This is a genomic window from Acidovorax sp. GW821-FHT11A03 (assembly GCF_058809075.1).
In genome coordinates, this window is sequence record NZ_JBXASG010000003.1 from 76320 (window position 1) to 95218 (window position 18899).

Consider the following 18899-nt stretch of genomic DNA (forward strand, 5'->3'; position numbering starts at 1 on the left):
ACACTGCGCGGCTCTCGACGTGGTCGCCGCATGGACAGGAGTTGTGTACGGCCGCATCGCTTTTCAAGGGAAAAAGTGGCATGAATAAATTGCGATCTGGGGGCTTGAAAACAGGCGCCAAGGCATTACGTCCTACGGTTTTTGCGGCGCTTCTCGGCATGGCGGGTGCCTTGTTTTCAATGGCACCAGCGGCTGCGCAAAGTGCGAATCCTGCAGCAGCCAGCGCGCCGGCCAAGCCGGTCAAGGTGGCCCTCATCGAAAGCCTCTCGGGCGCGTTTGCCAACACCGGCGAGGCCGTCTACCGCAACGTGTACTGGGCCATGGAGCGTGTGAACGCACGCGGCGGCGTGCAGTTGCCCGCCAGCAGCGGCGGCCCCCGCCCGCTGGCGCTGGAGCGCTACGACAGCAAGGGCCAGAACGAAGAGGCCTTGTCGGCATTGCGCGCGGCCATCGACGACGGCGCACAGGTCATCCTGCAGGGCAATTCGTCGGCCACCGCCGCGGTGCTGATCGAGGCCATCAACAAGCACAACGAGCGCGAGCCGAACAAGCGCGTGATCTTTTTGAACTACTCCGCGGTGGACCCCATCCTCACCAACGAGAAATGCAGCTTCTGGCACTTTCGCTTCGACGCGCATGCGGACATGCGCATGGCCGCGCTCATGGAAGTGATGCGCGAAGACAAGGGCCTCAAGAGCGTCTACCTCATCGGCCAGGACTACAGCTTCGGCCAGGCCGTGCTGCGCGAGGCGAAAAGGCAGTTGGTCGCACAGCGCCCTGATGTGGCCGTGGTGGGCGACGAGCTGCACCCCATCGGCCGCGTGAAGGACTTCGCGCCGTATGCGGTGAAGATCAAGACCAGCGGCGCGCAGGCCGTGGTCACCGGCAACTGGGGCAACGACCTCACGCTGCTGGTGAAGGCCGCGCGCGAGGTGGGCTACGAAGGCAGCTTCTACACCTTCTACGGCAACGCACTGGGTGCGCCCGCCGCCATCGGCGACGCGGGCATCGGCAAGGTGGTGGCCGTGGCCGACTGGCTGCCCAACGTGCCGGGCGCGCAGAGCGAGGCGTTCTACCAGTCGTTCCGCACGCGCTTTCCCAAGCCGCAGGATGACTACGTGCACATGCGCATGCAGCTCATGGTCGAGGCGCTGGCCCAGTCCATCGAGCGCGCGGGCAGCACCGACGCCGTGGCCGTGGCGCGCCAGATGGAGAACGCGAATGTGCAGCTGTCGGGCCAGGGCGGCAGCATGCGCGCGGCGGACCACCAGTTTCAACAAGCGCTGGTGGTGGGCGTGATGGACAAGAAGGGCGCACCGGGCGTGAAGTTTGACGTGGAAGGCTCGGGCTACGGCTTTCGCGTGGTGCGGCAGATCTCCGCCGCCAAGGCACAGCAGCCGCACAGCTGCACAATGCAGCGGCCCTGATCCACGGCGTGGGTGGTATGCGGCGCAGCGCGCGCCGCATATCGATATGAAAAGTTAGCGCAACCGGTGCAGGCCGTCGGGCCACAGAATTTGTCGCATTGATCACCCATGCGCGAATCGCTGCCTCCACCGTGTCCTACGCCCTTTCCCTCCTCGACAAAAGTCCCATCCCCGAAGGGGCCACGGCGGCCGAGGCGCTGCAGCGCACCGTAGCGCTGGCTCAGCGCGCCGAGCAGCTGGGCTACCGCCGCTTTTGGGTGGCCGAGCACCATGGCAACCCGGGCCTGGCCGGCTCGGCGCCCGAAGTGCTGGTGGCCCACCTGCTGGCGCGCACCTCGCGCATTCGCATCGGCTCTGGCGGTGTGATGCTGCAGCACTACAGCCCCTTCAAGGTGGCCGAGGCGTTCAAGGTGCTCGCATCCCTGGCGCCCGGCCGCGTGGACCTGGGTGTGGGCAAGGCGCCCGGCGGCCTGCCGTTGTCCACCCGGGCGCTGCAGGCGCTGCACGATAAAACCCAGCCTGCGGACTTTGGCGCGCGCTTTGCGGAGCTGGACGCCTTTCTGCACGGCACGTTGGACCCTGAGCACGCGCTGGCGGGCGCCGTGGCCTACCCCGCACCGCCCAGCCTGCCCGAGCGCCACCTGCTCGGCGGCAGCCCCGACAGCGCGGCGTTGGCGGCGCGCCATGGCTGGCACTTCACGTACGCGGGCCACTTCAACGGCGACCCGGTGAACATCGGGCGCACGGTGCGCGTGTACCGCGAAGCTGCGGGCCGCGCCCCCTCGCTGGCGCTCTATGCGCTCGTGGCTCCTACCCAGGCACAGGCCGACAGCCTGGTGGGCGCATTGCGCGTCTTCAAGCTGCATTTGTCCACCGGCCAAAGCGTGAACCTGCCCAGCGCCCAAGCCGCCGCGGAGTTTGCGCGCCAGGCCGGCGTGGCGGACTACCGGCTTGAAGAAACCCGGCCCCACGTGATCGCCGGTTCGCCCGAGCATGTGCGCGAGCAGCTCGATGCGCTCAGCGAGCGCTACGGCATCGAAGAGTTCGTGGTCGACACGCCCGTCACAGGCTTTGCCGAGCGCCTGGTCTCGGTCGAACTGCTGGCCGGTGCCTACGCCACCGCCGAGGCCTGACCCGCCGGCCGCCCCTCCTTTCCCCAGGAACAGACACCATGAGCAACACCCCATCCCCCATCCGTTTCGGCGTCATGCTGCATGGCGCAGGCGGCCATATGAATTCGTGGAAGCACCCCGCAGGCCCCGCGGACGCGAGCGTCAACCTCGACTTCTACATCGAGACCACGCGGAAGGCCGAGGCCAACGGCATCGCCTTCGCATTTGTGGCCGACGGGCTGTTCATCAATGCGAAGTCCATCCCGCACTTTCTGAACCGTTTCGAGCCCATCTCCATCCTGTCGGCGTTGGCCGTGGCGACGTCGAAGATCGGGCTGGCGGGCACCATCTCCACCTCGTACAGCGAGCCTTTCACGGTGGCGCGGCAGTTCGCGTCGCTGGACCTCATCAGCAAGGGGCGTGCCGGCTGGAACGTGGTGACCACACCGCTGGAGGGCACGGCCAGCAACTACAGCCGCAACCACCCCGACCATGCACTGCGCTACGAGATCGCCGACGAATACCTGCAGGTGACGCAAGGCCTGTGGGACAGCTGGGACGAAGACGCCGTGGTGCGCAACCGCGCCACCGGCCAGTTCTTTGACCCGGCCAAGCTGCACACGCTGAACCACAAGGGCCGCTTCTTCCAGGTGGCGGGGCCGCTCAACATCGGCCGGTCGCCGCAGGGGCAGCCGGTGATCTTCCAGGCGGGCTCATCCGACGCGGGTATCGGCCTGGCCGGCAAGTACGCCGATGCGGTGTTCACCCACTCGCCGTCGGTGGAGGAGACGCGCAGCTTCCTGCGCAAGGTCAAGGCCAGTGCCGTGGTGCATGGCCGCCAGGCCGACGATGTGAAGATATTCCCCGGCATCGGGCCCGTCGTGGGCGCCACGCAGGAAGAAGCGGACGCCAAGTACCAGGCCATTCGCGAATTGCTCACGGTCGATGAAGCGCTGGCCTACCTGGGCCGCTACTTCGACCACCACGACTTCAGCCAGTACCCGCTGGACGCGCCCTTCCCGGAGCTGGGCGAGATCGGCCGCAACAGTTTTCGCTCCACCACCGACCGCATCAAGGCCGATGCCAAGGTGCGCGGCCTGACCCTGCGCCAGGTGGCGCTGGAGGCCGCCACGCCGCGCTCGCAGTTCGTGGGCACCGGCGAGCGCGTGGCCGACGAGATCATCCGCTGGGTGGACGAGGGCGCGGCCGATGGCTTCATCCTGGGCTTCCCCGTGCTGTCGCAGGGGCTCGACGATTTCATCACCCATGTGATCCCGGTGCTGGAGGCGCGGGGCCGCTACCAGCGCACGCTGCCGGGCCACACCCTGCGCGACCACCTGGGCTTGCAGCGCAAGGCCAGCCGGTATGCACAGGCCGATGTGGATGCCGCCACGGCGCCAGAGAAGAAGGTCGCGTGATGGGCGCAGCATTGCCAGCAGCGGCTTCGGCGCATGACGTGCAGCGGGTGAAAAGTGTGGAGGATGGCATTGCCGCCTTCGTCCACGAGTTCCAGGCATTGCGCCGGGACCTGCACCAGCACCCGGAGCTGTCGTTCCAGGAGCACCGCACCTCGGCCATTGTGGCCGAGCGCCTCGCGTCCTGGGGCTACGAAGTAACCACCGGCATCGCGGGCACCGGCCTGGTGGGCACGCTGCGCAAAGGGCAGGGCACCAAGACCCTGGGCATCCGAGCCGACATGGACGCACTGCCCATCACCGAGGCCACGGGCCTGCCGTATGCCAGCCAGAACGCTGGTGTGATGCACGCGTGCGGACACGATGGGCACACCACGGTGCTGCTGGCGGCCGCGCGCTTCCTGGCCGAGTCGGGCCGCTTCGACGGCACGCTCAACCTGATCTTTCAGCCCGCCGAAGAGAACGGTGGCGGTGCCCACCGCATGATCGGCGAGGGACTGTTCGAGCGCTTTCCATGCGACGCGGTGTTCGGCCTGCACAACTGGCCCTGTGTGGGCGAGGGGCACTTCGGCTGCGTGACCGGGCCTGCCATGGCCTCGGTGGACCAGATCACCATCACCGTGCGCGGCAAGGGCGGCCACGGCGCTGCGCCGCACGAGACGGTGGACCCGGTGGTGGCCAGCGCGCACATCATCACCGCGCTGCAGACGGTGGTCTCGCGCAACGTCGATCCGCTGGACATGGGCGTGGTCACCGTGGGCTCCATCCATGGCGGCAACGCGCCCAACGTGGTGCCCGAGAGCGTGGAGCTCAAGCTCACCGCCCGCGCCTTCAAGCCCGAGGTGCGCGAGGTGCTCAAGGAGCGCATTCCGGCCATCGCCCGCGCGCAGGCCGAGAGCTTCGGCGCCACGGCCGATGTGTTGTACCGGCCCGGCTACCCGGCCGTGCTCAACCACGAGGCAGAGACGGAGCTGGCGCGCAGCGTGGCGCTGGACACCTTTGGTGCAGCGCGTGTGGACGCAGGCTTTCGCCCCCGCACGGCCAGCGAGGACTTCGCCTTCATGCTGCTCAAACGCCCGGGCAGCTACGTGTTCGTGGGCAATGGCGATGGCGCATCGCTGCACAGCCCGTACTACGACTTCAACGACGCCATCCTGGCGCCCTCGGCCACGTACTGGGTGCGGCTGGCCGAGCGGTTTCTGGCCTGAGACCACTTTCCCGAGAGAGCCTTCCCATGAGTGACAGCTTCATCTACACCTCGCCTGCCGATCCCCTGGCCCGCCCGCTCATCGACGAGCTGTCGCACGAGTACGAGTCGCGCTACGGCGAGTTCTACGACCGCGAGGGCGGGCAGCGCGAAATGGAGAAATACCCGCCCGAGCTGTTCACGCCGGAGCACGGCGGCAGCTTTGTGCTGCTGCTGCGCGGTGGGCAGGCCATTGGCGGCGGCGCTTTCAAGCGCCACAGCGACGCGCACACGGCGGAGCTCAAGCGCGTGTGGACGCATTCGGCCCACCGCCGCCAGGGCCTTGCCGCCAAGGTGCTGCTGGAGCTCGAAGCGCAGGCGCTGCGCCAGGGCTATGCGCGGCTGTACCTCACCACCGGCTTTCGCCAGCCCGAGGCCGTGGGGCTGTATTTGGGCCATGGGTACACGGCCCTGTTCGACACATCGCTGCCGCACGAGACGTACCGCCATCTGCCGTTCGAGAAGACTCTGCGCGCCGTGGAGGGCCTGGAGTCCACCGCCACGTTGATGGCGCCCGCTACACCGCAAGCCCTGAGCGCGGGGCGCGCCGCGGTCGTTGCGCAAGCGGCCTGAAAGCCGCTACGGACACCGGCCCCGCCTGCCCCCCGCTCTTTTCCACGAACCCGACAGCCCGCGAGACCTCATCACCATGTCCACCTCCACCACCCTGGACGCCGCTGCCGGTCTGCCGCTGGGCTCCGGCCATGCCGCTCCCCCTGGTACCCACAGCCATGCGCCCAGCGCGCCTGCTCTCACACCCTCGTCCTCCCCGGTCCCTGCTCCGGTGAAGGGCGACTATTCACACTACAAAGTCGTGCCCGCGCGCTACCGGGCACGGGCCGCCGGCACGGTGTTTGCCGCCGCGGTCATCGCGTTGGTGCTGTATTCGGTGTTCACCAACCCGCGCTGGGGCTGGAGCATCTTTGGCGAGTATTTCTTCTCGGAGCCTGTGCTGGTGGGCCTGGGCCGCACGCTGCTGCTCACCGCGCTGGGGGCGTTGTTCGGATTCACGCTGGGCACGGCGCTGGCACTGGCCCGGGTGTCGCGCTCGCCGCTGCTGGCGGGGCTGTCGTGGACGTTCATCTGGATCTTCCGGTCCATCCCGGTCATCGTGCTGCTGCTCATCATCAACAACCTGGGCTACCTGTACGAGACCGTGAGCCTGGGCGTGCCTTTCACCGGCTGGACGTTCTTCTCGTACCCCACCACGCAGCTCATCAGCCCGTTCGTGGCGGCGTTGATCGGCCTCACGCTGAACCAGGCAGCCTTCGCGTCGGAGATCGTGCGCGGCGGCATCCTGTCGGTGGACCAGGGGCAGCTGGAAGCGGCCGCCGCACTGGGCCTGCCGCGCCGCCGCCAGGCGTTTCGCATCGTGCTGCCGCAGGCCATGCGGTCCATCTTGCCGGCAGGCTTCAACGACATCATCGGGCTGGCCAAGGGCACGTCCAACGTGTACATCCTGGCCCTGCCCGAGCTGTTCTACACCATCCAGATCATCTACCGCCGCAACCTGGAGGTGATCCCGCTGCTGATGGTGGCGACCGTGTGGTACCTCGTGATCCTCACGGTGCTGTCGCTGCTGCAGTACTACATCGAGCGGCATTTTTCCAAGGGCGCGCTGCGCAGCCTGCCGCCGTCGGTCTTCAGCGGCATTGCGCAGCGTCTGTGGCCTGCGCGGCGTGTGGTTACCCAAGCTGATACGACAGTGGCCGCACCGGCAGCAGCGCCAGCGATCGCCACCGTGCCGCGCTGGACGGGCGAGCGCAACCGCGGTGGTGAAGTCACCATTCACGGCGTGTCCAAGAGCTACGGCGCCCTGCGAGTGCTCAAGGACGTGACGCTGACGGTGCCGCCCAGCAGCGTCACGGTGATCCTGGGTCAGTCGGGCTCGGGCAAGTCGACCTTGCTGCGCACCATCAACCACCTGGAGCGGGTGGACGATGGTTTCATTGCCATCGATGGCGAGCTGATCGGCTACCGCCAGGACGCGGACACCCTGTACGAGCTGGGCGAGAAGGACATCCTCCAACGCCGGGTGGACGTGGGCATGGTGTTCCAGAACTTCAACCTGTTCCCGCACCTCACCGTGCTGGAGAACATCGTCGAGGCACCGGTCACCGTGCGCCGGCTGCCCCGTGCAGAAGCCGAAGCGCTGGCGCTGGAGCTGCTGGCGCGCGTGGGCCTGTCCGACAAGGCGCACAGCTATCCACGGCAGCTCTCCGGCGGGCAGCAGCAGCGCGTGGCCATAGCACGGGCACTGGCGCTCAAGCCCAAGGTGCTGCTGTTCGACGAGCCCACGTCTGCGCTGGACCCGGAGCTGGTGGGCGAGGTGCTCGACGTGATCAAGGAGCTGGCGCGCACTGGCACCACGCTCATCATCGTGACACACGAGATCGGCTTTGCCCGCGAGGTGGCCGACACGGTCGTCTTCATGGAGCAGGGCCGCGTGCTGGAGACCGGCACACCTGCCAAGGTGTTCAGCCAGCCCGACCACCCCCGCACGGCGGAGTTCCTGGCCAAGGTGCTCTGAGCCGCCACCCGCCTCACATTCCCCCACCCGCAGCGGCCTTTCTGGGTCAGCCGGCCTTTAGCCCAGGCCGGGCTGCGGCATGGGCGCCGCTGTGATCTGCCGATTTTTTGTTTTTCCCTTTGCCTGTTTTCCTGACCCATCCATTTCATCCCCGGAGCCGATCCATGACCCTTGTGAACCGAACCCTCGCAGCCCTGGCACTGGCCGCTGCGTCCATCGCCGCACTGGCGCCCATCCACGCGACTGCGCAGGCCATCGACCTGAGTCCCGAGCAGCCCACGCGCCCCCGCTCGCAGAAGGTGGACGAGGCGATCAAGCTCGTCGCCAAGGATTTCAAGTTCGCCAAGGACGGCGTCCTCACCGTGGGCACCACCACGGGCCGGCTGCCGTTTGGCGCCTATGCCACCGACAACAAGACGCCCGTGGGCAACGCGCCGGACATCGCGCAGCTGGTGGCCGACAGCCTGGGGCGCAAGCTGGAGCTGGTGTCCGTGGCCTGGGCCGACTGGCCGCTGGGCCTGCAATCCGGCAAGTTCGACGTGGTGATCTCCAACGTCACCGTGACCGAGGAGCGCAAGGAGAAGTTCGACTTCTCGACCTACCGCAACGACCAGCTGGGCGTGTATGTCAAGGCCGACAGCAAGATCACGTCCATCAAAGAGCCCAAGGATGTGGCGGGCCTGAAGGTCGTGGTCGGCGCGAGCACCAACCAGGAGCAGATCCTGCTGCGCTGGAACCAGCAGAACATCGCCGCAGGCCTTAAGCCGGTGGACATCCAGTACTACGACGACGATGTGGTGCTGTACCTGGCGCTGGCCTCGGGCCGCGCCGACGCGTACCTGGCCCCCAACGGCATCGCCGCGCACAACGCGCGCGATGGCAAGACGAAACTGGTAGGCACCTTCTCGGGCGGCTGGCCGCAGGCGGCCGAGATTGCCGTGACCTCGCGCAAGGGTTCGGGCATTGCCGACGCGATCACCACGGCACTGAATGCGCAGATCATGAACGGCAACTACGCCAAGGCGCTCGAGCGCTGGAACCTGCAGTCCGAGGCCATCCAGGTCTCGCGCACCAACCCTCCTGGCTTGCCCAAGAAGTAAGCCTGCAGCCTTCAAGGACCATCCATGATTCTGACTCTCCATTCCCTGTCGCGCCGCAGCCTGGTAGCCCTGGCCTCGGCGTGCGCGCTGGCCTGCGCGTGGACCGTGGCCGGTGCGGCCACCGCGTTTGACTTCAGCCCCGAGCAAAAGGGCCGCATCCGCGCCGAGAAAGACGCAGCGGCCGTCCACTCCATTCCGAAGAATTTCAAGTTCGTGAAGGAGGGCGTCTTTACCGTGGCGATCGCGCCGTTTGCGCCGCCCATCGCCACCTATGCCAGCGACGCCAAGACCGTGGTGGGGTTCGATCCGGACTATGCACAGCTGATTGCCGACGCACTGGGGCTCAAGCTCGAACTGCTGCCGATTGCCTGGGCCGACTGGCCGCTCGGGCTCACCTCGGGCAAGTACGACGCGGTGATCTCCAACGTGGGCGTGACGGAGCAGCGCAAGGAGAAGTACGACTTCTCCACCTACCGCCTGGGCCTGCACGGCTTCTATGTGCGCGTCGACAGCAAGATCACGTCCATCAAGGAGCCCAAGGACATTGCGGGGCTGAAGGTCATCACCGGATCGGGCACCAACCAGGAGCGCATCCTGCTGGAGTGGAACAAGCAAAACGTCGCCGCAGGCCTCAAGCCCGTGGAGCCCGTGTACTTCGACGACGACGCCGCGCGGCTGCTGGGCGTGGTGTCGGGCCGGGCCGACGCCAACTTCAACCCCAACGCGCCGCAGGCCTACCACGCGGCCCAGGACGGCAAGATCAAGCTCGTGGGCACGGTGAACGCGGGCTGGCCGCTCAAGTCCGACGTGGCCATCACCACGCGCAAGGGCTCGGGCCTGGCCGATGCGCTGACGCTGGCCACCAATGGGCTCATCAAGAACGGCAAGTACACGCAGGCGCTGCAGCGCTGGAGTCTGCTGGAGGAAGCGTTGCCCAAATCGGAAACCAATCCCCCGGGCTTGCCCAAGTTCTGAAGCCCTCTGAGCCGCTGCGCGACTTCCCCCTCAGGGGGACGCACCCGGTGGACTGGCGGAGCCAGATCCACGGGTGCGCTGGCGTGGGGGCGCGCCGGTTGCGGGCGTCTGTCGGTCTGATCGGCGTCTGTTGATCCTTTTTCTTTTTCATCCATGGCTATTTCTCATCTCGCATTTCTGACGCCGGGCAACTATGCCGAGGACAGCCCCCTGCAGGGTTTGGAGGACACCTTGCGCCTGTTCGAGCTGGGGGAAGCGCTGGGCTACCAGGGCGCGTGGGTGCGCCAGCGGCATCTGGAGCGGGCGGTGTCGTCCGCGGCCACGCTGCTGGCCGCCGCCACGCAGCGCACGGGGCGCATCGCGCTGGGCACGGCGGTGATCCAGATGGGGTATGAGAACCCTTTCCGGCTGGCCGAGGACCTGGCGACGGTGGACGTGCTGTCGCGCGGGCGCCTGCAGGTGGGGCTGAGTGCGGGGGCGCCACCCTACGGGCCGCTGCTGGGCGGGCGTTTGTTCGACGGCGATGCGCAGGCCATCGATTTTTCGCACGCGCGGGTGGAGCGGCTGCGCAGCAACCTGCGCGGTGATTATTTCGGCGACGACGACTTTTTCGTGGAGTCGCCCGCAGGACGCCAGCGCCCGCGGGTGCAGCCGCATGCGGCGGGGCTCGTGGAGAGACTGTGGTACGGCGGCGGGTCGCTGAAGTCTGCGCAGTGGGCGGGTGCCCAGGGCTACCACCTGCTGATCGGCAATCTCAACCGTGGTGAGCAGACAGACGATTTCTTCGCGGCGCAGCGCAGTCAGCTCGAACTGTTTCATGCCCACTGGTCGGCTCCCCACGCCCCGCGTGTGGCGCTGGGCCGGGTCGTCGTGCCGCTGGACAGCGCAGATGCTGCGAGCCGGGCGCGCTACCGAGCCTGGGCGGCGCTGCGCGAGGTTCGCACGATGGCACCCCAGGGCGAGCGCCGTACGCTGTTTGCGCGCGATCTGGTGGGGACGTCCGATGAGATCCTGGAAAGCCTGCGCCAGGACCCGATCGTGCCGCGCGTGCAGGAGCTGCGGCTGGAGCTGCCATATGACTTCAACGTGCACGAGTACGCGCAGATCCTGAGCGACACCGCGCAGTACATTGCGCCGGAGCTGGGCTGGGTTCCAGCGGCGGCCGGCCCGACTGTCGACGGCTACTGCGTGGACCGCGCAGCCGCGACGTCGCTGCCCAGCTCGATCACCGACATGGCGTAGCAGATCGACCGGTTGTAGCGGGTGATGGCGTAGCGGTTTTCGGTGCCCGGCACGTAGCTCGGCGTATCACCGCCGTTGTGTAGTTCGACGAGGCCAGGGGCCCCAGATGCTGCGCGGCGGTGCCATCCAGCACGCCGCCCCTTCGCTTGTATGCTGGCGGCGCTGAAGGTGGGCAGGAGTCTTGCGGTAAGAGGTCATCCAGTTGCAGCAGGCTCAGACCGAACGGGTTGTTTCAAGTTCAAAATGCTGACTCTATGAAGCACCGCCCAGCCCACGTCTTGCGGTGCGTTCAGCGCCGGATGCGCCGTCCCGTCTTGAACACCCACCACACCACGACAAGGCACAGGGCCATGAACACGAACGTCATGCCCGCGCTCACGCCGATGTGGACATCGGCCTGGCCGTAGAACGCCCAGCGCAACCCGCTGATGAGATAGACCACCGGGTTGAACAGCGAAACGGTCTGCCAGAACGGCGGCAGCATGCTGATGCTGTAGAACGCACCGCCGAGAAACGTCAGCGGTGTGATGACCAGTAGCGGGATCACCTGCAGCTTTTGAAAGCTGTCAGCCCAGAGGCCGATGATGAATCCGAACAGGCAGAACGTGACGGCGGTGAGCACCAGAAAGCCCACCATCCACACCGGATGCGCCACTTCGTAGGGCACAAACACCCTGGCGGTGGTGAGGATGAGCACCGATACCAGCAGCGACTTGGTGGCTGCGGCGCCGACATAGCCTAGCAGCACCTCGACCCAGTTGACCGGCGCGCTGAGCAGCTCGTAGATGGTGCCGGACCACTTGGGCATGTAGATGCCAAAAGCCGAGTTGGAAATGCTTTCGGACAGCAGCGACAGCATGAGCAGGCCGGGGATGATGTAGGCCCCATAGCTCACGCCGCCGATGTCGCCCATGCGCGAGCCAATGGCCGAGCCAAAGACGATGAAGTACAGCGCTGTGGACAGCACCGGTGCGATCAGGCTTTGCATCCAGGTGCGAAAGGCCCGGTTCATCTCGAAGCGATAGATGGCACGCACGCCATGCAGGTTCAGGCCGGTCATGCTCGGGATGCTTTCTGTTGCGACGGGGCGTGGTCCTGGTCCTTGTCCTGGTGCACCAGGCCCACAAAAATGTCTTCGAGCGAACTCTCGCTGGAATGCAGGTCCTTGAAGTCAATCCCGTGTTCGGCCAGCGCGCGCAAAAGTGCGGCAATGCCTGTGTCTTCTTGCTGGGTGTCAAAGGTGTAGGTGAGCATGGTGCCTCCCTGGCTAAGCACCAGTGGCCAGCGGGCCAGCGACGCGGGTATCTGCTGCATCGGTTGCTGCAGCGTGAGTGCAAGCTGCTTCTTGCCCAGCTTGCGCATCAGCACATCTTTGTCCTCCACCACGATCAGCTCGCCCTTGCGGATCACGCCGATGCGGTCGGCCATGTCCTCGGCTTCCTCCAGGTAGTGCGTGGTCAGGATGATGGTGGTGCCCGCATCGCGCAGCGCCCGCACCAGGCGCCACATGTCGTGGCGCAGCTCCACGTCCACGCCCGCGCTGGGCTCGTCGAGGAACAGGATCTTGGGCTCGTGCGACAGCGCCTTGGCGATCAGCACGCGGCGTTTCATGCCGCCCGAGAGCGCGAGGATCTTGCTGTCCTTCTTGTCCCACAGCGACAGGTCCTTCAGGATCTTTTCGATGAAAGCAGGGTCGGGAGCCTTGCCGAACAGCCCTCTGCTGAAGTTGACCGTGGCCCACACGGTTTCAAACGAATCGGTGTGCAGCTCCTGGGGCACGAGGCCAATGGCCGCGCGGGCGGCGCGGTAGTCCCGCACGGTGTCATGGCCATCGGCGCTGATGGAGCCCGCCGTGGCATTGCTCATGCCGCAGATCACGCTGATGAGCGTGGTCTTTCCCGCGCCGTTGGGCCCGAGCAGGGCAAAGATCTCGCCGCGCCGGATGTCCAGGTCGATGTTCTTGAGTGCCTGGAAACCGCCAGCGTAGGTTTTGCTCACGCCGCGCACACGGACGATCGCGTCCGCAGCGGGCATGGAAGAAGGTGATGCAGGCATGGGATGGTGGTCAGGAATAGTGCATGCCGCCGCGGCGGTTGCCGGGCAAGCGGGGGAGCGACGCATTGTGGCTTGAGTTGCGCAACCGCGCTGGCAGGCGCTGGCAAACCCCGCTTTGGCCCTGCGGCCAGGACAGGTCTTTCCCCTTCGCCACCGGATGCGTGCGGTGCGGGTAGCACAGCTGGCTCCGATCCGCAGCCCCACCAGGCAGTTTGGCTCGCGAAGGGTATTGCGGGCCATCCGGTGCTCGGCCCCTCGGTCGACCCTGTGCGCCTGCTCCGGCCGCCTCAGCGCCAGGATCAGCGCGCTCGCGCCGCCGCCACCTCGCGGCCCAGCTCGATCACGGCCATCGCGTAGTAGCTGGACCAGTTGTAGCGCGTGATGGCGTAGAAATTCTCGGTGCCTGCCACATAGCTGGCGGGCTCGCCGCCGTTTTGCAGTTCCACCAGTGCCAGCGGGCCGGTGTGCTGCGCGCCCTGGGCATCCAGCACCGCGCCTTTGGCTGTCATGCTGGCCACGCTGAAGGTGGGCAGGATGTCGGGTGCCAGCAGGTCGTCGAGCTGCAGGCGCGCGCCGTCGAACTGCACGCCAAAGTGCGTGGGCATGCCTGGCGTCCAGCCATGGCCGCGGAAGTAGTTGGCCACCGAGCCGATGGCGTCCGCCGGGCTCTTGAACAGGTCCACGCGGCCGTCGCCATCGAAGTCAATCGCATAGCGCACCCAGCTCGACGGCATGAACTGCCCCAGGCCCATGGCACCGGCGTAGCTGCCACGGGGCTCGAACGGGTCGGTGTCGCTGCGGTTGGTGAGGCTCAGGAACTGCTCCAGCTCACCGCGGAAAAATGCGGTGCGCTCCTTGGCACGCGGGTGGGTTGACGGGAAATCAAACGCCAGCGTGGCCAGCGCGTCCATCACCCGGAACGTGCCCATCTGCTGGCCGTAGATGGTCTCCACGCCGATGATGCCCACGATGATCTCGGCGGGCACGCCGTACTCGCGCTCAGCCCGCTCCAGCGTGGCCTCGTTCTCCTGCCAGAACCGCTGGCCGGCGCGTATTCGGATGGGATCGATGAAGCGGCTGCGGTACACGCGCCAGTTCTTGGCGGTGCCTTTGGCTGGCGGCAGCATGAGGCGGGGGACCTGTGGCAGGAAGTGCGCCTGCCCGATGGCCTGGCGCACCCATTCGCGGTCCAGGTCGCGGCGCGCGGCCAGGTCGTCGGCAAACTGCAGGGCCTCGGGGCGCGATGCATAGGGCACCGCGGGCTTTTGCTTCGTGGCGGTGGGTTTAGAGGGTTTTTGGGGGCTGGCGCTTGCTGCTATTGCGCAAGATGCTATTAAAAATAGAGCAATTTTGGCCCATCGGGCTGTCTTCTTCATGTCGGTTGTTCGTTACTTTGTTGTGTCCCTGCGCCGCGCAACCGGCGCGGCCCGGGCCGGCGTCACCGCGCAAGGGCAGCCCCGCCGCGCTGGCGGCGCCCCCCTTCGTGGCGGAGCCGAGAGAAGGGGCTGGGGGCCGCGGCTCCAGGCCTGCCAGCACAGGCTGGGACGGCCCCGAAGGGCTGCCGTCTCTGGCGGCTGCACGGAGCGGCGAAGCCGCTCAGGGGGATGATTCATTTCCTTGGCCAGGGCAGGGTGCGGAATTCGCGCCGGAGCGTGCCCAGTTCGGTGTCGGGGTGGGGGGCGTAGCGCAGTCGCTCCAGCCGCAGCAGCCAGTCTGCCACTGCGTCGGCTGGCGCCCCGAATTGTGCCCGCACCCGTTCGGCCATCGCGCGCGGTGGCAGGGTTTCCGGCAGCGGCAGGCCCGCGCGCGCCAGGCGCTGGCGCGTGCGGGCCAGCAGCCGCAGCCAGGGGTCGTGCTGGCTGCGTTCCCACAGGCTCCAGCCCATGCCGCCCAGCGCGGCCGCGATGACCAGGGTGCCCAGCACGGTGGTGAGGTCCTGCCAGCTGGGGGATTCAAAACCCAGCGCCTTGAGCAGGTCCATCTGGCGGCTCTGCGTGTAGTTGAGCACCCACTGGTTCCAGCTGTTGTTGACGGCTTCCCACACGGCGCGCAGGTTCTGCACCATGCCCGGGCTGAGCGCGCCCATCGCTGCCGCGAACGCGCCTTGGGGCGCCTGCAGGCGCTGGAACGCCCCCACGCGGCCTGGCGAGACGGCGCCCGTGGGGTCCACGCGCACCCAGCCGCGGCCTTCCATCCACACCTCGGCCCAGGCGTGGGCATCGGCATTGCGCACGGTCCAGTAGCCGTCCACGGGATTGCGTTCACCCCCCTGGTAGCCCGTGACGATGCGTGCGGGCACATCCAGGGCGCGCATCAGCACCACGAAGGCCGAGGCAATGTGTTCGCAAAAACCTTCCTTGCGGTCAAACCAGAATTCGTCGGCGGTGTGTTCACCATAGACGCCGGGATCGAGGGTGTAGGTGTAGCCGCCCGTGCGCAGGCGCTGCAGGGCCGCATTGACCAGCGCGCTTGTTCCGCCGCTGGCCAGCGCGGGGTCTGCGCGCATTTGCGCGGCCAAAGCCAGGGTGCGGGGGTTGAAGCCGGGGGGGAGCTCCGTGTACACGCGCAGCTGCCGCACGGACTGCTGGGGGCCATGGCGGTACTCGGGGTAGCTCACGGCCTGGTAGCGCATCACCTCGGTGATGGGGCGTGAGGTCATCCACTGCAGGTCCTGGGTCATGTAGGCCCGCATGTTGTTGGGCAGCTCGGGCGCCTCGGGGGTGGCTTCCAGCACCATCAGCCAGGGTTGCCGCTGGGGCTCGAGCGTCACTTCGTAGCGCACGGCCGGTCCGCTGACCTGCAGGTTGGCTGGCAGGGCCGCGCGTGCGGCCCAGGCGCTGTCTTCCCGAAACGGCTCGGCCTGCCATTGCCGGCCATCGAACGCCGTCATGACGGGCCCGCGGAAGTACAGCGCCGATTGGGGCGGGACATCGGTGGGCGCCCCCGCGAAGCGCAGGCGGATGGCCACGCGTTCGTCGAGCGCGATCTCGGCCATCTCGCCGATCTTCATGGTGCCCGACAGGCCGCTGCGCCCCGTGAGGTTCTCCCCGGGCATGCCCCACAGCGGCGCCATGCGCGGAAACAGCATGAACAGCGCCACCATGATGGGGGCCCCCAGCAGCGCCATGGTGCCCGCCATGCGAAAGGTCTGCGCCAGGGGCGGGCGCCCCACCGGCATGTGGGCATTGACCAGCGCCATGAGCAGGCCCAGCAGCGCCACCAGCATGGCGGCGGCGGTGAGCAGCGACTGCGAGAAGAAGAAGTTGCTGAGCATCGTGAAGAAGCCCAGGAAGAACACCACCATCGCGTCGCGGCGCGCGCGCAGCTCCAGCATCTTGAGCGCCAGCAGCATGACGACCAGGGTGACGCCCGCATCGCGCCCGAGGATGGTGCGGTGCGTGAACAGCGTGCCCGCCACCGCCACCACCAGCAGGGCGCCCACGGTCCAGCGCCCGGGCAGGGGCCGGCCTTTCCAGGCGAGCCAGCCGCGCCACAGCAGCAGCCCGCCGGCCAGCAGGCTGGCCCACACCGGCAGGTTGGACACCTGCGGTGCGATGACCCAGACGATCACGAACAGCAGAAAGAGCGTGTCGCGGGCGTCGCGCGGCAGGGAAACAAGGGTTCGGCGCAGGTTCATGGCAAGGGTCCAGGCCCGGCTTGGAGTGGTGGGCATGCTATAAAAAATATAGCTGCCTGCGCCTTGCCTGTATGCAGCAGGGACCCACTGGATACGGATTTTGAAGCGGGGTTCAGCACAGCGCCAGTGCCTCCAGGCAATTTCGTCGGTGCGCCGCACCCGTGTCCGGGGCGATCTCGACACCCGGCAGGCGCAGGCCATAGTCCAGCCCCAGCCGGTCGGCCTGCAGCACCCAGGCGGCCAGGCGTGAGATGCGGGCTTCGTGGTCGGGCAGCGAGGCGCGGGCCAGGTCCAGCCACAGTTCGTGCCGCTGGGCCTGCTGGGCGTCGCGGCTGACCAGGTCGTCCGTGCCGGTGCCCAGCGATTTGGCGGCCTTCTTCCAGACCACGAGCTTGAGCGGGTCGCCCCGGCGGTAGGCGCGCACGCCGTCGAATTCGCCAATGCCCTGCGTGGGCGTGTTGCCGGCGCCGCCCGCGCGCGGTTCGCCGGTCGGCAGCGGCGGTGCCGGGGTCTCGGGCGCGGGGTAGACCAGCACCTGGGCCGCGGGCCGCCAGTAGGTCCAGACGCGGAAGGTGCCGAGCGGAAAGCGCGTCTCGGCCGTCAGCGTGGGCACGCGGTGCAGGCCCCGGCGCGGGGGCTTGAAAGCGACCTGCACGCTCGACTGGCCCTGCGCGGGCACGTCGGTCCAGGCCCAGTGGTGTGCCTCCTTGCCCGTGCCGTGCACCGACAGGGCGATGCCGTAGCGCGGCGTCTTGCGCTCGCTGGACAGCTGGATGTCAAACGTCGTGCTGGTGCCCATGAAGTGTGGCTCGGGCGCCTTCAGGTGCAGCGTGAGCCCGCGCAGGTTGGCGTGGCAGATGTGCATGCCCACCACGGTGCTGCCCGCCAGCAGAAAGGTCAGCAGGTAGCCCAGGTTGAGCTGGTAGTTGATGGACGCGATGAGCAGCACGATGAGCGTCAATGCCAGCATCCAGCCCGAGCCGGTGGGCAGGATGTAGACATTGCGCTGCGTGAGCGCGAGCGTGTCGCTCAGCGGCAGGCGCGCCTGCCACCAGCGCTGGAAGCGGCGGCGCAGTGGCGCAAGCGGGCTCACCCGGGCCAGGATGGCGCGCCAGCCCCCGGTCGGGCGGAGCGTGGCGGGGGGATGGGCGGCTGTCATTTCACGGCAGCGGCACGGCCTCGACCATGGCGCGCACCTGTTCCACCGCGCCGCGTCCGGCATCGCCCACGGGCACCAGGCGGTGGGCGATGGTCTGGGGCAGCACGGCCTGCACATCGTCGGGCGCCACGTAGTCGCGCCCGCTGATGAGGGCCTGCGCCTTGGCCGCACGCACCAGCGCAATGCCCGCGCGGGGCGACAGGCCCTGCAGGAACCACCGGCCCGAGCGCGTGGCGGCAATGAGGTCCTGCACATAGTTGAGCAGCGGGTCGGCCGCATGGATGGCCTGCACCTGGCGCTGCAGCTCGGCCAGTTCCTCGTCGGACAGCAGGGGCAGCATGGTGTCCACCATGTCGCGCCGGTCCGCGCCCGCCAGCAGCACGCGCTCGGCCGCGCGGTCGGGGTAGCCGATGGAGATGCGCATCAGAAAGCGGTCGAGCTGCGATTCGGGCAGCGCGAAGGTGCCCAGCTGGTCGTGCGGGTTCTGGGTGGCGATCACGAAGAAGGGGTGGGGCAGGGCGCGCGTCTCGCCCTCTACCGACACCTGCTTTTCCTCCATGGCTTCGAGCAGCGCGCTTTGCGTCTTGGGGCTGGCGCGGTTGATTTCGTCGGCCAGCAGCACCTGGGCGAACACCGGGCCGGGGTGGAACACGAAGGCTTCCTTGCCGCGCTCGTAGACCGAGACGCCCGTCAGATCGCTGGGCATCAGGTCGGCCGTGAACTGCACGCGCGAGAACTGCAGGCCGAAAGTGCGCGACAGCGCATGGGCCAGGGTGGTCTTGCCCACCCCCGGAACATCCTCGATGAGCAGGTGCCCGCCGGCCAGCAGGCAGGCCACGCAGTCCTGTACCTGGGCCTGCTTGCCCACGATCACCGTGTTAAGCTGATCCAGAAGCGATTTGATCTTGTGCTGTGCATTCATTGTCATGGCGCGACGTTATCCGAAAACTATCCAAAAAAATACGAGACACGGGGATTGACTGTGAGCAAGACGGGCTATT

At 67.4% G+C, this 18899-nt stretch carries 16 protein-coding genes; 9 read left to right on the forward strand and 7 right to left on the reverse strand.

Annotated elements, in window-relative coordinates; all coding sequences use genetic code 11:
• The first annotated feature begins 80 nt into the window (after positions 1 to 80).
• The 9 genes from AC1RVY_RS07465 to AC1RVY_RS07505 all read left to right on the forward strand — a co-directional run bounded on the left by AC1RVY_RS07465 (position 81) and on the right by AC1RVY_RS07505 (position 11047).
• Positions 81 to 1427: a branched-chain amino acid ABC transporter substrate-binding protein gene (locus tag AC1RVY_RS07465; RefSeq protein WP_492806030.1), complete on the forward strand. Its 1347-nt coding sequence runs from the start codon at positions 81 to 83 to the stop codon at positions 1425 to 1427.
• A gap of 131 nt (positions 1428 to 1558) precedes the next feature.
• Entirely contained in the window at positions 1559 to 2560 is a 1002-nt protein-coding gene (locus AC1RVY_RS07470; RefSeq protein WP_492806032.1) for an LLM class flavin-dependent oxidoreductase, read from the forward strand.
• A gap of 38 nt (positions 2561 to 2598) precedes the next feature.
• The gene (locus AC1RVY_RS07475) at positions 2599 to 3957 is read left to right on the forward strand and encodes an LLM class flavin-dependent oxidoreductase (RefSeq protein WP_492806034.1); all 1359 of its coding nucleotides are present in this window, start codon (positions 2599 to 2601) and stop codon (positions 3955 to 3957) included.
• Positions 3957 to 5162 (forward strand): M20 aminoacylase family protein, encoded by a 1206-nt coding sequence (locus tag AC1RVY_RS07480; RefSeq protein WP_492806036.1) that lies wholly within the window; start codon positions 3957 to 3959, stop codon positions 5160 to 5162. The genes AC1RVY_RS07475 and AC1RVY_RS07480 overlap by 1 nt, the downstream gene beginning before the upstream one ends.
• A 26-nt stretch (positions 5163 to 5188) precedes the next feature.
• Positions 5189 to 5773: a GNAT family N-acetyltransferase gene (locus tag AC1RVY_RS07485; protein ID WP_492806037.1), complete on the forward strand. Its 585-nt coding sequence runs from the start codon at positions 5189 to 5191 to the stop codon at positions 5771 to 5773.
• 76 nt (positions 5774 to 5849) lie between these two features.
• Positions 5850 to 7730 carry an amino acid ABC transporter permease/ATP-binding protein gene (locus AC1RVY_RS07490; RefSeq protein ID WP_492806039.1) on the forward strand — a complete coding sequence of 627 codons (1881 nt, stop codon included), beginning with the start codon at positions 5850 to 5852 and terminating at the stop codon, positions 7728 to 7730.
• 164 nt (positions 7731 to 7894) lie between these two features.
• Complete coding sequence (locus tag AC1RVY_RS07495) at positions 7895 to 8830, forward strand: ABC transporter substrate-binding protein (protein ID WP_492806041.1); 936 nt, start codon at positions 7895 to 7897, stop codon at positions 8828 to 8830.
• Between the two features lie 24 nt (positions 8831 to 8854).
• Complete coding sequence (locus AC1RVY_RS07500; RefSeq protein WP_492806042.1) at positions 8855 to 9805, forward strand: ABC transporter substrate-binding protein; 951 nt, start codon at positions 8855 to 8857, stop codon at positions 9803 to 9805.
• A 153-nt stretch (positions 9806 to 9958) separates the two neighbouring features.
• Positions 9959 to 11047 (forward strand): LLM class flavin-dependent oxidoreductase, encoded by a 1089-nt coding sequence (locus tag AC1RVY_RS07505; RefSeq protein WP_218340654.1) that lies wholly within the window; start codon positions 9959 to 9961, stop codon positions 11045 to 11047.
• On the opposite strand, the gene AC1RVY_RS07510 is transcribed toward AC1RVY_RS07505, so the two are convergent.
• The 7 genes from AC1RVY_RS07510 to AC1RVY_RS07540 all read right to left on the reverse strand — a co-directional run bounded on the left by AC1RVY_RS07510 (position 10987) and on the right by AC1RVY_RS07540 (position 18820).
• A complete protein-coding gene (locus tag AC1RVY_RS07510) occupies positions 10987 to 11223 on the reverse strand; it encodes a lytic murein transglycosylase (RefSeq protein WP_492806540.1) in 237 nt (78 codons plus the stop codon). The two genes, AC1RVY_RS07505 and AC1RVY_RS07510, sit on opposite strands and share 61 nt — an antisense overlap.
• 113 nt (positions 11224 to 11336) lie before the next feature.
• The gene (locus AC1RVY_RS07515; protein ID WP_218294445.1) at positions 11337 to 12098 is read right to left on the reverse strand and encodes an ABC transporter permease; all 762 of its coding nucleotides are present in this window, start codon (positions 12096 to 12098) and stop codon (positions 11337 to 11339) included.
• A gap of 5 nt (positions 12099 to 12103) precedes the next feature.
• Positions 12104 to 13102 carry an ABC transporter ATP-binding protein gene (locus AC1RVY_RS07520; protein WP_218293905.1) on the reverse strand — a complete coding sequence of 333 codons (999 nt, stop codon included), beginning with the start codon at positions 13100 to 13102 and terminating at the stop codon, positions 12104 to 12106.
• Positions 13103 to 13401: 299 nt separating this feature from the next.
• A complete protein-coding gene (mltB, locus tag AC1RVY_RS07525) occupies positions 13402 to 14478 on the reverse strand; it encodes a lytic murein transglycosylase B (RefSeq protein WP_492806045.1) in 1077 nt (358 codons plus the stop codon).
• A gap of 233 nt (positions 14479 to 14711) precedes the next feature.
• The gene (locus AC1RVY_RS07530; RefSeq protein WP_492806047.1) at positions 14712 to 16739 is read right to left on the reverse strand and encodes a transglutaminase TgpA family protein; all 2028 of its coding nucleotides are present in this window, start codon (positions 16737 to 16739) and stop codon (positions 14712 to 14714) included.
• Positions 16740 to 16851: 112 nt separating this feature from the next.
• The gene (locus AC1RVY_RS07535; protein WP_492806049.1) at positions 16852 to 17898 is read right to left on the reverse strand and encodes a DUF58 domain-containing protein; all 1047 of its coding nucleotides are present in this window, start codon (positions 17896 to 17898) and stop codon (positions 16852 to 16854) included.
• Between the two features lies 1 nt (position 17899).
• Positions 17900 to 18820 (reverse strand): AAA family ATPase, encoded by a 921-nt coding sequence (locus AC1RVY_RS07540; protein ID WP_218294447.1) that lies wholly within the window; start codon positions 18818 to 18820, stop codon positions 17900 to 17902.
• Positions 18821 to 18899: the final 79 nt, after the last annotated feature.

Coding starts and splice junctions, on each gene's coding strand:
- AC1RVY_RS07465 (WP_492806030.1), top strand. CDS start 81: ATGAATAAATTGCGATCTGGGGGCTTGAAAACAGGCGCCAAGGCATTA.
- AC1RVY_RS07475 (WP_492806034.1), top strand. CDS start 2,599: ATGAGCAACACCCCATCCCCCATCCGTTTCGGCGTCATGCTGCATGGC.
- AC1RVY_RS07480 (WP_492806036.1), top strand. CDS start 3,957: ATGGGCGCAGCATTGCCAGCAGCGGCTTCGGCGCATGACGTGCAGCGG.
- AC1RVY_RS07485 (WP_492806037.1), top strand. CDS start 5,189: ATGAGTGACAGCTTCATCTACACCTCGCCTGCCGATCCCCTGGCCCGC.
- AC1RVY_RS07490 (WP_492806039.1), top strand. CDS start 5,850: ATGTCCACCTCCACCACCCTGGACGCCGCTGCCGGTCTGCCGCTGGGC.
- AC1RVY_RS07495 (WP_492806041.1), top strand. CDS start 7,895: ATGACCCTTGTGAACCGAACCCTCGCAGCCCTGGCACTGGCCGCTGCG.
- AC1RVY_RS07500 (WP_492806042.1), top strand. CDS start 8,855: ATGATTCTGACTCTCCATTCCCTGTCGCGCCGCAGCCTGGTAGCCCTG.
- AC1RVY_RS07505 (WP_218340654.1), top strand. CDS start 9,959: ATGGCTATTTCTCATCTCGCATTTCTGACGCCGGGCAACTATGCCGAG.
- AC1RVY_RS07520 (WP_218293905.1), bottom strand. CDS start 13,102: ATGCCTGCATCACCTTCTTCCATGCCCGCTGCGGACGCGATCGTCCGT.
- mltB (WP_492806045.1), bottom strand. CDS start 14,478: ATGAAGAAGACAGCCCGATGGGCCAAAATTGCTCTATTTTTAATAGCA.
- AC1RVY_RS07530 (WP_492806047.1), bottom strand. CDS start 16,739: ATGAACCTGCGCCGAACCCTTGTTTCCCTGCCGCGCGACGCCCGCGAC.
- AC1RVY_RS07535 (WP_492806049.1), bottom strand. CDS start 17,898: ATGACAGCCGCCCATCCCCCCGCCACGCTCCGCCCGACCGGGGGCTGG.
- AC1RVY_RS07540 (WP_218294447.1), bottom strand. CDS start 18,820: ATGAATGCACAGCACAAGATCAAATCGCTTCTGGATCAGCTTAACACG.